This window comes from Streptomyces sp. NBC_00442, from assembly GCF_036014195.1.
Classification (GTDB): Bacteria; Actinomycetota; Actinomycetes; order Streptomycetales; family Streptomycetaceae; genus Streptomyces.
The window spans coordinates 5,479,623-5,491,538 of sequence record NZ_CP107918.1 but is presented as its reverse complement, the minus strand read 5'-3'; the positions used below and the strand labels follow the sequence as shown (position 1 = coordinate 5,491,538).

Sequence of the window (11,916 nt, the reverse complement as noted above, 5' to 3'; positions counted from 1 at the left end):
AGCCTCCGTGAAACATCGTCCGTTCCAGTCGGCAAGCCGTCTGAACTGGAGGAACACCACATGCAAGATCGTGAAACCAAAGACGTGTCGGAGTCGTGCCGTAGCAATCGAGGCATGACGACGCTCATTCAACCCGCGCTCGACGGAACCGTTCCGGCGGCGACCAAGACCGCCAGCCAGCGGAAGGCCGAGGACTACGAGACCTGGCTCGCCGAAGTGTGGCCGGTGTTCCTCGAAGTCGCCGCTGCTGGACGGACGTTCACCTGCTACGAGGTCGCCAAGAACCGTGACCTGGCGGACCCGCCCGACCCCGCGCATCACTGGGGCAGGTTGATGACGCTCCTCAAAGACGAGGGTTACGTCCGCACCGCCGGCTGGGCCTGCTCCGACCGGCCCACCGCCCACCACAGCGGAGTGCGCACCTGGCGCGGCACAGCAGCTGCACGAGCCGGGAGGGCAGCATGACCACCTTCGCGATCTACGCCGCCCGCGCCCTCGCCGTGTACCTGGCCGTCGCCTACCTCACGCTCCTCACCGCCACCGCCCGCCTCGCCATCCGGGCCGGCCGCCGGATCAGGAGCCGAGGGCAGCGCCGCAGTGAACCGCCAGCCCCGGCGCCCGACCCCGTCGATGCGGCAGCCCGTGCGGCCGCCGAACTCGACCAGCGCCTCGACGCCTACGCCGACAGCATCCAGCCCCTCTACCCGACGGGAGACCAGCAGTGACCACCGCCAGCAAGCCCCTCCCGCCGCACGGGAGTTACCGGCGCTACAAGGGCACGCGAACCCGCCGCCCTTGCCGCTGTCAGGCATGCACCCGAGCCAACCGCCTCTACGGCGTCCAGCGCGCCCGGAACATCCTCGAAGGGCGCCCCAACCGCGTCCCCCGCGCCGAACTCGTACCGCACATCGAGATGCTCCTCGCCAGCGGCATGAGCCAAACCCTCATTGCCCGCCACGCCGACCTCGCCCAGGGGACGATCAGTTACCTCCTGTCCGGGCGAAGCAAGACCTGCCGCCGCGACCAGGCCCTCCGCCTCCTCGCTGTCCGGCCGAACTCCTTCGACGGGATCTCCGACCGGCCCGCCACCGGCACGACCCGCCGGCTCCGGGCGCTCATCGCTCTCGGCCACACCCGCCAGGCCATCGCTGCGGAGAGCGGCCTCCACATCGCCACCCTCAGCTTTCTCCTGAACGGCCACTGGACCGTCGTCGACGGCCGGACAGCCGATGCCGTAACGCTCGCCTACAAGAGCCTCGGCAACCGCCCCGGAGACTGCGAACCCAACCGGCGACGAGCCGCCCGACTCTCCTGGGGGCCGCCTGCGGCCTGGGACGACGACACGATCGACGACCCCGCCGCCCAGCAGGACACCGGCCAACACGTGCCCCGTTACGTCGCCCTGTCCGAAGACAGCCTCGAACTCGAAGCCCAGGGCTACACCCGTGAGCACGCAGCCGAACGCCTCGGCGTCACCCGCGACGGACTCCAGCGTGCACTCCAGATCTACCGCAGCGCATACAAGGAGGCAGCGTGATGTACCGCAACGACAACGACGCGCTCACCGTCATGGACTGGTTTTGCGGTGCGGGCGGCAGCTCGCAGGGCATGCACGCCATCCCCGGCGTCCGGGTCGAGCGCGCGGCGAACCACTGGCAGAAGGCCATCGACTCGCACACCGCGAACTTCCCCCAAGTCGACCACTACCGCGGTGACATCCGCGAGGCTCCGGTCGAGCAGTGGCCAGTCACCGACATCTTCTGGGCGTCCCCGGAATGCCCGCAGTGGTCGAACGCCCGCGGCAAGAAGCGGGACTTCGCCACCAGCCAGCAAGGCGACCTGTTCGGAGACGAGTTCGCCCCCTCGGAGGAAGTCGAGCGCTCCCGCGCACTGATGGAGGAAGTCCCCATGTACCTGCGGGGCGTCCAGCAACGCGGCGGGCTGGTGAAGGCCGGCGTCGTCGAGAACGTCGTCGACGTCCGGGCCTGGGACCAGTGGGACCGCTGGATCGGCGAAATCAGGAAGCTCGGCTACGACACCCGGGTCATCGCCCTCAACTCGATGCACGCCGACCCCCGCACCGTCCACAAGGCGCCCCAGTCCCGCGACCGCCTGTACGTCGCGTACTGGCACCGATCGCTGGCCCGCACCCCCGACTGGGACAAGTGGCTGCGCCCCCGCGCCTGGTGCCCCGGCTGCGACCAGTGGGTCCAGGCCGTGCAGCGGTTCAAGGCCCCGGGCCGGGACATGGGCCGCTACCGGCAGCAGTACGTCTACCGCTGCCCCAACAGCACCTGCCGCAGCCAGGTCGTGGAACCGGAGACGCTGCCCGCCGCGGTCGCGATCGACTGGACGCTGCCGGGCCAGCGGATCGGCGACCGCACCAAGCCCCTCGCCGATAAGACCCTCGCCCGCATCCAGGCCGGCCTCGACAAGTTCGCCGTCCCCACCGTCGTCCCGGCCGGGGGCACCTGGCGCAACGACGCGGTCCCGGTGTGGGACCCGATCCCGACCCGCACCACCCGCGAGAACGACGGGCTCGCGATCCCGCCCCTCCTCATCCCGGTCGAGGGCCGCGACGGCAAGGAGCCCGCGAGCGCGAACAACCCGCTGCGCACCCAGACCGCCCGCAACGAAACCGGCCTGGCCTGGCTCCCGTTCATGGTCACCATGCGCGGCGGCGGCGACCAGCTCCGCGGCCGCTCCATCCGCGAAGCCCTCGGCACCGTCTCCGCCAACGGCAACCACCACGGCCTCGTCACCCCGGACGTCCCGGCGTTCGTGATGCGCAACAACGGCAGCCGCACCGGGGACGGCGGCGAGCACTGCACCACGGCCGCCGAGTACCTGCGCACCCTGACGACGGCCGGGCACCAGTCGCTGGTCACCTGGGAGCACCTGCTGGTGCCGTACTACGGCAACGGCCAGGCCCGCCCCGTCCACGAGCCGATCGGCACGCTCTCCACCCGCGACCGGTACGCCCTCGTCCAGGGCAAGGTGGACATCGACGACGTCCGGTTCCGCATGCTCGAACCCCACGAGATCGGCCGGGCCATGAGCTTCGCCGACCAGTACATCGTCCTCGGCTCCAAGCGCGAAAAAGTCCGCCAGTACGGCAACGCCGTCACCCCCAACTGCGCCGAAGTCATCGTCTCCGCGCTCGTCGAAGCGATCACCGGCGAAGACATCGACCGGCACACCCAGCCGCAGTTGGCATCCGCCGCGTGACCGCCTCCCGCCCGGCCCGCGCCGGCCCCCGCTAGCCCGGCACCCGCACCCCTTACCCGTACCGCCAGGAAGAAGCCGCACATGACGTGGGTCCGCTTGGACGACAGGTTCCCATCGCACCGAAAGGTCGCGCTGCTGTCCGACCGCGCCTTCCGGCTGTACATCTCGGCGCTCTGCTGGGCCTCAGAGAACCTCACTGAAGGGCTAGTGAGAGACGAGGAGTTGCGCGTCATCGCTCACGTCCGCGGCCTGAAGGCGGCGGCGGCGGAGCTTGAAGACCGTCAGCTCTGGGATCGCGTGGACGGTGGCTGGCAGATCCACGACTTCCTTGTGTACAACCCCGACCGTGCCCGCGTCCAAGCGGAGCGGGCCGCGAACGCCGCCCGGCAGAAGGCGTTCCGGGAGCGGAAGCGTGCCGAGCGGGACGCCAAGCACACCCCCGAGTCGCGAGACAGTAACGCCCCCCGTAACGCCGTTACGGGGGGAGCTCAGGACACCGGAAACGACAGCTTCGCGACACGACGGCGACACGACGGCGACACGAACGCGCGAGAAAACCACCTCGCAAACCGTCGAGACGCGCAGGTCAACGAGATTCGTAACGCCGTTAGTAACGACACCCCGTCCCCTGCCCCTACCCCAAGTACTTCCTACGGAAGTACTGGTGCTGCAAGCGGCGCGCGTCCGAGCGGTCTCCCCGATCAGCTCGCGCCCCTCAAAAAGGCCATCGCCACCGCCGGACTCAACGGCATCGCCTGGGACCTCAGAGAGTCCGGCTGGGAGTACACCCGCCAAGCCATCGAGCGCGTCGGCATCCCGGCAATGGTCGCCTACGCGATCAACTCCGCCCGCCTCAAAGGCCAGCCCGCCGGAGCGTCAGCGTGGGTCCAGGGCTGGCGCTCTCTCGAAGCGCCCGAGCAGCAGGACGGCGTCGCCTACCTGCCTGCCGTCGTCGGCGGCCTCGCCCCGGCCGGCCGCCAGCAGCAGGAAACCAACGACCTGTTCGACCGGGCCATGGCCCGCGCCAAGTCCCGCATGCAGGAGGAGAAGTGACCCCAGAAGAGGCCGTAGTCCTCACCCGCTACGTCAAAGCCCTCTGCCCCCAGCAGAAGTTCGACGAGTTCACCCCCGACGCCTGGCACGACGTCCTCACCGCGTGGCCCATGGCCGAGGCCCGTGCCGCCGCTGCCGCGGTCGCCGGCCGCCAGCCGTTCGTCAGCCCGGCCGAGATCATCGGCGAGATACGGCGCCAGCGCGGCAACCGGGCCTCCGACTTTCAGGGCCCCGGCCTGCCCGCAGAGATCCCGGATGCCGATCCGGACGACGTGCCTGCCTATCTCGCTGCGCTTCGGGCTCAGCGGACGAAGGCGGCCGACGGCGTTCCGTTGCGTCGCCGTCCGGTTGCTGAACTCGTTGCCGGGGTTGCGGCGAGCCTGCCGTCGATCCCGGGCGTGGAGGTCGCCGAGGTGAAGCGTCCTGGTCCGCTCGGGGTCGGCTGTCCCGTCTGCCGGGCGGCAGTTGGCCGTCCGTGTGCGGTGGATGTGCCGGGCAGTCGGGGCGGCCGGAAGGAACTCCACACGCCGCACGCCGCACGTACTCGGGTCGCGAACGGCGGCCCCGCGCAACTGGAGTCTCCGGCGGAGATCGAGCGTCGCCGCGCCGCCTCGATGGCCAAGCTCCAGGAGCTTCAGGAGCGGGAGGCGTCCGGTGAGTGACGTCGGACGCGACGACATCCGGGAGATGCGCGCCCAGGGCGACCTGGCGGCGTTCCTGCGGCAGCAGATCGCCGAGGGCCGGGCCCGCCGCGAGAAGCCCCCGACCGTCCCTCCGCCGCGGCCACCCGGCTACCGGGCCGGCGCTTGGCAGACCGGCTCCCGGCCGCCGGACCCGCCGCCTCCGCAGCCGCCCGGCGCTTGGATGCGCGCCCTGGAGGCGTACCGCGCACACGTGGTCGCCGCCGAGCACCACGGCGGGATCGACGCCGATCCCGGCCAGACCTGCGGCTGCAAGCCATGCACCGACCTGAGGAGGAACCCGTGAAGTACCAGGCCCCGATGCCCGACTCGATCCGCCACCAGCTGCGCGCCGGCCATCATCCGGCCCGCTCGCTCCCGTGCCCGCACTGCGGGGTCGGCGCGCACAAGCCGTGCGAAGTCCCGTCGAATCAGCGGCGGATGGCTCTGCCGCATCCGCAGCGCATGTCCGCCTGGGCGCAGAACACGGCCTGCTGCCCCGCCTGCCAAGTCACCCCGACCGTCCCGTGCCACGAGGACGGACGGGAGCGGGCCACGGTCCACGCCCGCCGGTACGAAGAAGCCGAGCAGGTGGCGGCATGAAGATTCGCGCCGACATCGCCGCCCTGATCCGCGCCGGGCACACCGATGCGTCCGTCGCCTTCCGGGTGGGCTGCCACCGCAACACGGTCGCCGAGGCCCGCAGGGTTCTTCGGATGCCGCCTGCCGACCTGCTGGGCCGCCTGTACGCCGAAGCCGTCCCGACGGGCCGCGCCCTTGGACCTGCTGGCCGTGTGCCGCTCAGTCCGGCGCAGCAGCAGGCCAACCGCGAACGTCTCCTCGCCGCACTCCGCGAGCCGGCCGACGCCGCCTGACCTCTGCCGTGCCACGACGACCGCCGTGGCCGCCCGCCAGCCCCCTGACCCGCCACCACACCGAGGAGAAACCCATGACCGACCCGAACCGTTTCGACAACGACCCCGACGCCCTCGCCTGGGCCCGCGAAAAGATCCAGCACGACATCGACAGACTGTCCCGCTTCCACCGCGAGGCGACAGCCGCCGGGAAGCCAGAGCAGGGCGAGATGTGGCGCCGCATGGCCAACCACATGAAGCGCACGTTCATCGGCGGCGAAGGCTGCACGATCGCCTACTTCGACGAGCGACGCCCTGCCATGGCGCGCGCCGTCGACCACGCGATCCCTCCGGGCATCGACCGCGCCATCCGCCGGGACCACTCGCTGTGCGGCGTCGATCCGTGCTCCGACTGCCGCTGAGTCCCGCCTGACCGCCCCGACCACCCGACCCGGAGGAATCCGATGCTCAGCACTGACCAGTGGTCCACGATCCGCAGCCTCGTGGATTGGCTCGACTCGAAGAACGGGCGCAGCGACGCAGAGATCACCCTGCGCCTACTGAAGATCACCGAGGAGGCGGGGGAGGTCGCCCAGGCCTGGATTGGGGTGCAGGGCCAGAACCCGCGCAAGGGGATCACGCACATCGTCCCGGACGTTCAGGACGAACTCTGCGACGTGATCGTGACCGCCGCCGTCGCGCTCGCCTCGATCGTCGGCAACCCCGAGGACGTCCTCACCGCCAAGCTCGCGAAGATCGCCGACCGGGCGGCGGGCCTCATCGACACCGCCGAGGAGACGCAGCGATGACCGACACCAGCCCCGTTGCCGATCTCACGGCTGCGGCCCAGAAGCTGCGCAGCACCCGATTCGTCGGCGCCATGACCGCCACCCCGGCTATTGCTGGACTCGTGGCGGCACGGGAACCCCTTGCCAACTGGCTGGACAGCTGGACTGACATCGAGGTCCGCGAGGACGCCGCCATGCCCGAGGACTTGCGCCACGCCCTGGCCGTCGCCCGCCTGATCAACGGGAGCCAGCCGTGACCGCCCCGCGTCCGATGCATCCGACGCTGAAGGCGGCGACGGCGGAGGTCCTGCGCCGCTGCTACCGCTACGAGTCCCCGGCCGACGTCCTGGCCCGCGCGCTACGGCTCCTCGCCACCGCCGACGGGCACCTCGACCCGGCCGGGCGGATCGTCGCCGGGAGGCGGGGGTGACCGGCCGGCCGCCGACGGTGGCGCAGCTGCTGATCCTCGTCGACCGCGCCGAGCGGGGGCCGTTGACCGCGGCGGAGGCGGGCCGGCTGCGCGCCGGGATCGGACACCTGGTGCGCAGCCGGGCGGTGACCGGCGAGCGCCTGGGCTGCCAGGTTCGCCGGGGCCGGGACGCGGAGGCGCGCTTGAGGGCCGTCGCCGCGCTGGCCGACTCGGCGGACCGGCGGGACGCCCGGACCGTGCCCCTGTTCGACCTCAACCTGGCGCTCCACGCGGAGATCAAGACCACCGGGAAGGCGTTCGAGCGTGCACCGGCAGCCCCGATGAGCCGCAAAGCGGCCCCAGGAAAGCCTCTGAAGGCCCCTCTCGCGCCCGAACGCGCCAATCAGGTAATCCGCTAAATCGGGCGCTCTGCGCGGCTCTCAGGGCTACGCAGGCGCCCCGCCACCCCAACCCCGCCCGGAAGGAACCGACATGACCATCGAGCCCGGACAGATCTACCGCTCCTGCGATCCGCGAGACATCCCGCCGATCCGTGTCTCCGTCGCCGCCTGCCTTCCCGGCTCCAATCGCGTCGACGTGGTGGATGCCGTCACCGGCAAGCGGCCCCGCTCGATCCTCGCGACTGCCTTCCACGACTCGCCGCTCACCCGCGACGGCAAGCCCCGCCGCACCGGCTACGTCCTGGAGCAGCCGTGACCGCCCTCGACCCCAACAAGCAGGCCTGGCTCGACCTTCACGCCCCGGCCGAGGAGGCCCACGTCGACTGCCCCGGCTACCACTCCGGGCTCGGCGCGCACGGCGCACCCTGGCCCGCCACCCGTCGGCCCGCCTACCGCGACTGGCCCGACACCATCACCGACCTGATGCTGCCCGAGGAGACGCTGTGAGCATCTACGCAACCATTGAAGGCATCGGCGGCGACGGAGACGGCGACCCGGAAGACCTGGGCATGCCGTGGATCTACCAGGGCTCACACGTCCTGCCCGACAAGGACGATCCGCGCGGCGGCAACATCGGCCTCGCGCTCATCCCCTCGCACATCACCCGCGACGGACGCGACGACCAGCCCGAAGACGGCATCCCCTGGCCGTGGCTGCGCCTCTCCATCGACGCCAGCGACGACCCCGCAGTCCTGCTCAACCCCGCCCAAGCGCGATACCTGGGCCAGCAACTCGCCAACTGGGCCGACGAGGTCGACCAGGAGACGTCGTGACCGACCGCGTCAGCCTCGCGATGTTCCTGCCGCTCGCCGCCGCCCAGGACGGCCAGCCCTACATCAGCTGCGCGGCCGTCGTCGCCCTCCTGGAGCACTGCGCCGTCACGATCGCCGCCACCGGCCTCGACGCCGACGCAGCGGCCTGCCTCCTCGACGACGAAGCCGAAGTGCTCAACCTCCGCGCCATCGGCCACACCGTCACCCCCTGACCCACCGCACCATGGAGCCCGCCGTGAACGACATCGCTCGCCCTTGCGTCGCCGCCACCTGTACCGGCGAACTTCGCGCCCACGAACTCGCCACCCGCCAGCTGCTCTGTGATCCCTGCGTGCGGCAGATGTCCGGCTGGCTCACCGAGCTCCCGCAGCAGCTCATCGTCCTGCGCCACGGCAGCATGCTGCGCGAGGTCACCGGCGACCAGGGCCGCACCGGCACCCGCACCCCGCCCCTGCCCGGCCGGCTCGACACGCTGAATCTCGTCGGCCCGGCGGCACTCGAAGCTGTCTGGGACGCTGACGGCGACCAGCACGGCGATATCCCGATCAGCGGGACTCTCGGCGGCTGGGTGCAGCTCATCACCGAGGAGCGGCACGTTCACGGTCCCCGGATCCGCACGGAGGAAGCTCTCGCCGGCTGGCTCGAACCTCACCTCGGCTGGGCTGCGATACAGCCTTGGGTGGGGGAGATGCGCGATGAGCTCTACTCGATGATGCGCGCCGTTCGAGGCATCACCCAGCTCCGCCCCAGGGTCCGGCCCGTTGATCAGCCGTGCCCCCGCTGCGACTCGCTCGCCCTGCGCAAGCGCGACTGGGAGGCGTACACGGAGTGCGGCGCCTGCGCCTCCCTGTTCACCCGCGATGACCTCGCGCTCGCCGCACGGATAGCGATGGCGAGCTGACAGCGCGGCGCCCCCGACCTGATGTCGGGGGCGCCGCGCCAGGGGGCTATTCAGCGGCTGGCTTGTTCGGGCCTCTGCCGCGGGTGGTGCGGGATCGGAAGAACATCTCGATGGGGCCCCAGGGGACGGCCCAGGCGTTGCCGATCCGCAACCAGTTCTCGCGGGGGACGGGCCAGGACGGGTCGTGGTCGGCGATGTACCGCACGCCCTGGCGGGTGATCGGCCGTGCCAGGTATTCGCCGGCGTTGAGCCGCTTGGCGATCTCAGTGAAGGTCACCATCTCGGGGTAGCCCCCCTTCTCGTCGGCGTCTGGCATGGCACCACCCTTCCAGAGTACTTGTCAAAGCGCCAGTACTCGTTCTAGTCTCAACACAGCACGAAGCCCCGGCCGTTGGTGACACAACAGGCCGGGGCTGAACAACGGCGGGGCCCGGTGGTGACACACCAGGCCCCGCCTCAACCCCGGCCCGGTGGTGACACATCGGGCCGGGCCAGCCGTCCACCTGCATCACCAGGAGGAACAGCCATGAACGATCGTACTGGCGCTTTGCGCAGTACCGATAGCGCCCAGCAGCACCCCACTCAGCAGGACGAAGCGCTGCGTCAGGCCACCAGCCCCAGCGTCGACGCCCGCGCCGTCCTGACGGCCATCGCCGACCGAATCTCCGCCGTGCGCCCCGCCGGCGCCATGCGCGAGCCGAGCCGCCTGGCCCTCGCCCTGCGCTACGCCACCGAGGCCCACGGCTTCCGCTCGACCCGCGCCGACGATGTCGAGCGCGAGGTGCTGCGCCACATGCCGCGCATCACCGACGGCACGCCGATCACGCGCGGCGAGTACGCGCTGATCCTGCGGCGCGCGGCGGGCGGTGCGGCATGACGACGAAGCACACCCACAAGGGCAGCTTCGGCCGCCTCGTCGACCACTGCCCGCGCTGCGAGGAGCTCGCCCGCGGCGCCAAGCCCGTGTCCTGGCAGGCCGACAAGACGCGCCGCGACCAGGAGCAGCGCGACGCCGCGCACCGTGCGCACTTTGCGCCGGGCGGCCCGCACCAGCGTCGGGTCTGCGGGCCCGTGTGCACGTTCGGGGAGTGGTGACCATGGACGGCCAGTCCGCCCCCGCCCTCGCCTACGAGGAGCAAGCGCGCGGCGAAGCGCTCGTGCACCGCGTCCAGGAACTCCAGACCCAGCCCGACCGCTGGACCGTCGGCCTCTGGCGCGACGCCGCCCGCGACGCGTTCACCAACGCTGCCGCATACGCCGAACAGCCCAGCTGACCACCAGCCGGCCGGGCCGCGACGCCCCCAGCGCGCGGCCCGGCCACCCCCTTGGACGGGCCTTCACATGAACCGCAACGCCTGGCGCGTCTCCATCAGCGCTGTTTCCATCGCCGCTCTCGCCATGACCGGCTGGTCCCTGTACGTCGTCGCGCACGACACCTACGGCGTCCCGGCACTGTTCGCCTACGGCGCGGTCGCCGTGTTCGACGGCGCAGCCATCGCCTGCATGTACCTCGCCTCCGTCGCCGTGCAGGAAGGCCGTGCCGCGATCGGCGCCGTACTCGGCACTCTCGTCATGGCCAGCGTCTCCTGCTACCTCAACACCACCCACGCCCGGCTCCTCGACGCCCACATGCCCGTCGTGCCCGCCGCGATCCTCTTCTCCAGCCCCACCCTGGCACTGCTCCTGCCGTCCGGCCTCGCCTGGTCCGCCGCTCGCTACCGGGCGCGTGTCGAACGCGGCGAGATCCCGTTCCGGCCGCCAGCGTTCGGCGGCTGGGTCTGGCTCCTCGCCCCGGCACGCGCAGGGCGCAGCGTCAAGCAGCGGGCCGTCGACCACATCGAGCACGCGGCCCGCAACACGGGCGCAACACCCGCTGCGGACAGCAAGGACAGGTCGGCTACAGCAGTGCTGCGACGACGCTTCGCGGAGATGGATCCGGCCGAGGCGATCCGTATCGCCCACGAGGCGCAACCCGCGCTGCCGCCGGCCGAACTGGCCTCACAGCTGATCTCCTACGGCGTGATCGTCGACGCCGTACAGGTGGCGCTCGTGCTCGGCTTCCGCCCCGCCGAAGTGACCGTGGAACGGGAGGCGCAACAGGGCGCAGCACCTGTTGCGCCGCAGGTCACAGAGGAACGGCCCGCGCTGACCAAGGCCGACGCGATCCTCGATGTTGCGGTGTTGCTCGGCCCTGCTGCGCCCGCAGCGGACATCGTCAAGGGCGTGGCTCTGCGCCACCGTCTGGACGTCGGACAGAACCAGGTCCGGGCCGTATTGTCCCGCGCCAAAAAACGCCCCGCCCCGCCGGGCGCAACACCCGCGCAACAGGACCCCGACGGAGACGTCGGGCGGGGCGGGGAGGGCTACAACTGATGCTCCTCGCCCTGATGATCGGCTTTCCCGTCATGGCGATCGCCGCCGCGCTTGGCCTCGCCGTCGGCACCTACCGCGACGACATCCCTCACGCCGTTCTCGTACACGCCGTGCTGTTCGTCGCCACGTCCTGCATCGCCACCGGCGCCCTGTGCCTCGCCCTCACCTGGCGGGCGTGGTGACCGTGGCCCACCTCGAACTCCGCGATCTGGCCGACGGGTGGCACCTGTGCGTCGCCCTCGGCCTCACCACCCCCGCCGCCACCCGCCTCACCGACGCGCTCGCCGCGCTCCTCATCGTCGCCGCCTGGCACGCCGGCCACCACCGGCCCGCGCTCACCCTGGCCGCAACGACCGTGAGCAGCGCCGCCGCGTCGGCCTACCTTCTGTGAGCCCC

26 protein-coding genes are annotated in these 11,916 nt (G+C 71.3%); 25 read left to right on the top strand and 1 reads right to left on the bottom strand.

Annotated features, from left to right (window positions below):
- Positions 1 to 114 precede the first annotated feature (114 nt).
- The 19 genes from OG432_RS24645 to OG432_RS24555 all read left to right on the top strand — a co-directional run bounded on the left by OG432_RS24645 (position 115) and on the right by OG432_RS24555 (position 9,147).
- On the top strand, positions 115 to 465 hold the full coding sequence (locus tag OG432_RS24645; protein ID WP_328313134.1) for a hypothetical protein: 351 nt from the start codon (positions 115 to 117) through the stop codon (positions 463 to 465).
- Positions 462 to 725 (top strand): hypothetical protein, encoded by a 264-nt coding sequence (locus tag OG432_RS24640; protein ID WP_328313133.1) that lies wholly within the window; start codon positions 462 to 464, stop codon positions 723 to 725. Before OG432_RS24645 ends, OG432_RS24640 begins: the two co-directional genes overlap by 4 nt.
- Positions 722 to 1,537, top strand: coding sequence for a hypothetical protein (locus OG432_RS24635; RefSeq protein ID WP_328313132.1), 816 nt, complete (start codon positions 722 to 724; stop codon positions 1,535 to 1,537). The genes OG432_RS24640 and OG432_RS24635 overlap by 4 nt, the downstream gene beginning before the upstream one ends.
- Positions 1,537 to 3,228, top strand: coding sequence for a DNA cytosine methyltransferase (locus tag OG432_RS24630; RefSeq protein WP_328313131.1), 1,692 nt, complete (start codon positions 1,537 to 1,539; stop codon positions 3,226 to 3,228). Before OG432_RS24635 ends, OG432_RS24630 begins: the two co-directional genes overlap by 1 nt.
- Positions 3,229 to 3,309: 81 nt before the next feature.
- Positions 3,310 to 4,281 (top strand): hypothetical protein, encoded by a 972-nt coding sequence (locus OG432_RS24625; protein ID WP_328313130.1) that lies wholly within the window; start codon positions 3,310 to 3,312, stop codon positions 4,279 to 4,281.
- The gene (locus OG432_RS24620) at positions 4,278 to 4,943 is read left to right on the top strand and encodes a zinc finger domain-containing protein (protein WP_328313129.1); all 666 of its coding nucleotides are present in this window, start codon (positions 4,278 to 4,280) and stop codon (positions 4,941 to 4,943) included. The genes OG432_RS24625 and OG432_RS24620 overlap by 4 nt, the downstream gene beginning before the upstream one ends.
- Positions 4,936 to 5,268 (top strand): hypothetical protein, encoded by a 333-nt coding sequence (locus tag OG432_RS24615; RefSeq protein WP_328313128.1) that lies wholly within the window; start codon positions 4,936 to 4,938, stop codon positions 5,266 to 5,268. Before OG432_RS24620 ends, OG432_RS24615 begins: the two co-directional genes overlap by 8 nt.
- Positions 5,265 to 5,564 (top strand): zinc finger domain-containing protein, encoded by a 300-nt coding sequence (locus OG432_RS24610; RefSeq protein ID WP_328313127.1) that lies wholly within the window; start codon positions 5,265 to 5,267, stop codon positions 5,562 to 5,564. Before OG432_RS24615 ends, OG432_RS24610 begins: the two co-directional genes overlap by 4 nt.
- Positions 5,561 to 5,836, top strand: coding sequence for a helix-turn-helix domain-containing protein (locus tag OG432_RS24605; protein WP_328313126.1), 276 nt, complete (start codon positions 5,561 to 5,563; stop codon positions 5,834 to 5,836). Before OG432_RS24610 ends, OG432_RS24605 begins: the two co-directional genes overlap by 4 nt.
- A gap of 74 nt (positions 5,837 to 5,910) precedes the next feature.
- Positions 5,911 to 6,237: a hypothetical protein gene (locus OG432_RS24600; protein WP_328313125.1), complete on the top strand. Its 327-nt coding sequence runs from the start codon at positions 5,911 to 5,913 to the stop codon at positions 6,235 to 6,237.
- Between the two features lie 42 nt (positions 6,238 to 6,279).
- Entirely contained in the window at positions 6,280 to 6,624 is a 345-nt protein-coding gene (locus tag OG432_RS24595) for a MazG-like family protein (protein ID WP_328313124.1), read from the top strand.
- Entirely contained in the window at positions 6,621 to 6,860 is a 240-nt protein-coding gene (locus OG432_RS24590; RefSeq protein ID WP_328313123.1) for a hypothetical protein, read from the top strand. The genes OG432_RS24595 and OG432_RS24590 overlap by 4 nt, the downstream gene beginning before the upstream one ends.
- Positions 6,857 to 7,033 (top strand): hypothetical protein, encoded by a 177-nt coding sequence (locus OG432_RS24585; protein ID WP_328313122.1) that lies wholly within the window; start codon positions 6,857 to 6,859, stop codon positions 7,031 to 7,033. Before OG432_RS24590 ends, OG432_RS24585 begins: the two co-directional genes overlap by 4 nt.
- Positions 7,030 to 7,431, top strand: coding sequence for a hypothetical protein (locus OG432_RS24580; protein WP_328313121.1), 402 nt, complete (start codon positions 7,030 to 7,032; stop codon positions 7,429 to 7,431). Before OG432_RS24585 ends, OG432_RS24580 begins: the two co-directional genes overlap by 4 nt.
- Before the next feature lie 73 nt (positions 7,432 to 7,504).
- Positions 7,505 to 7,729 carry a hypothetical protein gene (locus OG432_RS24575; RefSeq protein WP_328313120.1) on the top strand — a complete coding sequence of 75 codons (225 nt, stop codon included), beginning with the start codon at positions 7,505 to 7,507 and terminating at the stop codon, positions 7,727 to 7,729.
- A complete protein-coding gene (locus OG432_RS24570) occupies positions 7,726 to 7,920 on the top strand; it encodes a hypothetical protein (protein WP_328313119.1) in 195 nt (64 codons plus the stop codon). Before OG432_RS24575 ends, OG432_RS24570 begins: the two co-directional genes overlap by 4 nt.
- Complete coding sequence (locus OG432_RS24565; protein WP_328313118.1) at positions 7,917 to 8,246, top strand: hypothetical protein; 330 nt, start codon at positions 7,917 to 7,919, stop codon at positions 8,244 to 8,246. The genes OG432_RS24570 and OG432_RS24565 overlap by 4 nt, the downstream gene beginning before the upstream one ends.
- Positions 8,243 to 8,458: a hypothetical protein gene (locus OG432_RS24560; protein WP_328313117.1), complete on the top strand. Its 216-nt coding sequence runs from the start codon at positions 8,243 to 8,245 to the stop codon at positions 8,456 to 8,458. Before OG432_RS24565 ends, OG432_RS24560 begins: the two co-directional genes overlap by 4 nt.
- 23 nt (positions 8,459 to 8,481) lie before the next feature.
- On the top strand, positions 8,482 to 9,147 hold the full coding sequence (locus tag OG432_RS24555; RefSeq protein ID WP_328313116.1) for a hypothetical protein: 666 nt from the start codon (positions 8,482 to 8,484) through the stop codon (positions 9,145 to 9,147).
- Positions 9,148 to 9,193: 46 nt separating this feature from the next.
- On the opposite strand, the gene OG432_RS24550 is transcribed toward OG432_RS24555, so the two are convergent.
- Positions 9,194 to 9,463: a hypothetical protein gene (locus OG432_RS24550; protein WP_328313115.1), complete on the bottom strand. Its 270-nt coding sequence runs from the start codon at positions 9,461 to 9,463 to the stop codon at positions 9,194 to 9,196.
- A gap of 210 nt (positions 9,464 to 9,673) precedes the next feature.
- Here OG432_RS24550 and OG432_RS24545 point away from each other — a divergent pair, with 210 nt between their 5' ends.
- The 6 genes from OG432_RS24545 (at position 9,674) to OG432_RS24520 (ending at position 11,911) form a co-directional block, all read left to right on the top strand.
- Complete coding sequence (locus tag OG432_RS24545) at positions 9,674 to 10,024, top strand: hypothetical protein (protein WP_328313114.1); 351 nt, start codon at positions 9,674 to 9,676, stop codon at positions 10,022 to 10,024.
- Positions 10,021 to 10,242 carry a hypothetical protein gene (locus tag OG432_RS24540; RefSeq protein ID WP_328313113.1) on the top strand — a complete coding sequence of 74 codons (222 nt, stop codon included), beginning with the start codon at positions 10,021 to 10,023 and terminating at the stop codon, positions 10,240 to 10,242. Before OG432_RS24545 ends, OG432_RS24540 begins: the two co-directional genes overlap by 4 nt.
- 2 nt (positions 10,243 to 10,244) lie before the next feature.
- On the top strand, positions 10,245 to 10,421 hold the full coding sequence (locus tag OG432_RS24535) for a hypothetical protein (protein ID WP_328313112.1): 177 nt from the start codon (positions 10,245 to 10,247) through the stop codon (positions 10,419 to 10,421).
- A gap of 67 nt (positions 10,422 to 10,488) precedes the next feature.
- Positions 10,489 to 11,520, top strand: coding sequence for a hypothetical protein (locus OG432_RS24530; protein ID WP_328313111.1), 1,032 nt, complete (start codon positions 10,489 to 10,491; stop codon positions 11,518 to 11,520).
- Positions 11,520 to 11,702 carry a hypothetical protein gene (locus OG432_RS24525; RefSeq protein WP_328313110.1) on the top strand — a complete coding sequence of 61 codons (183 nt, stop codon included), beginning with the start codon at positions 11,520 to 11,522 and terminating at the stop codon, positions 11,700 to 11,702. Before OG432_RS24530 ends, OG432_RS24525 begins: the two co-directional genes overlap by 1 nt.
- Complete coding sequence (locus tag OG432_RS24520) at positions 11,696 to 11,911, top strand: hypothetical protein (RefSeq protein ID WP_328313109.1); 216 nt, start codon at positions 11,696 to 11,698, stop codon at positions 11,909 to 11,911. Before OG432_RS24525 ends, OG432_RS24520 begins: the two co-directional genes overlap by 7 nt.
- Positions 11,912 to 11,916: the final 5 nt, after the last annotated feature.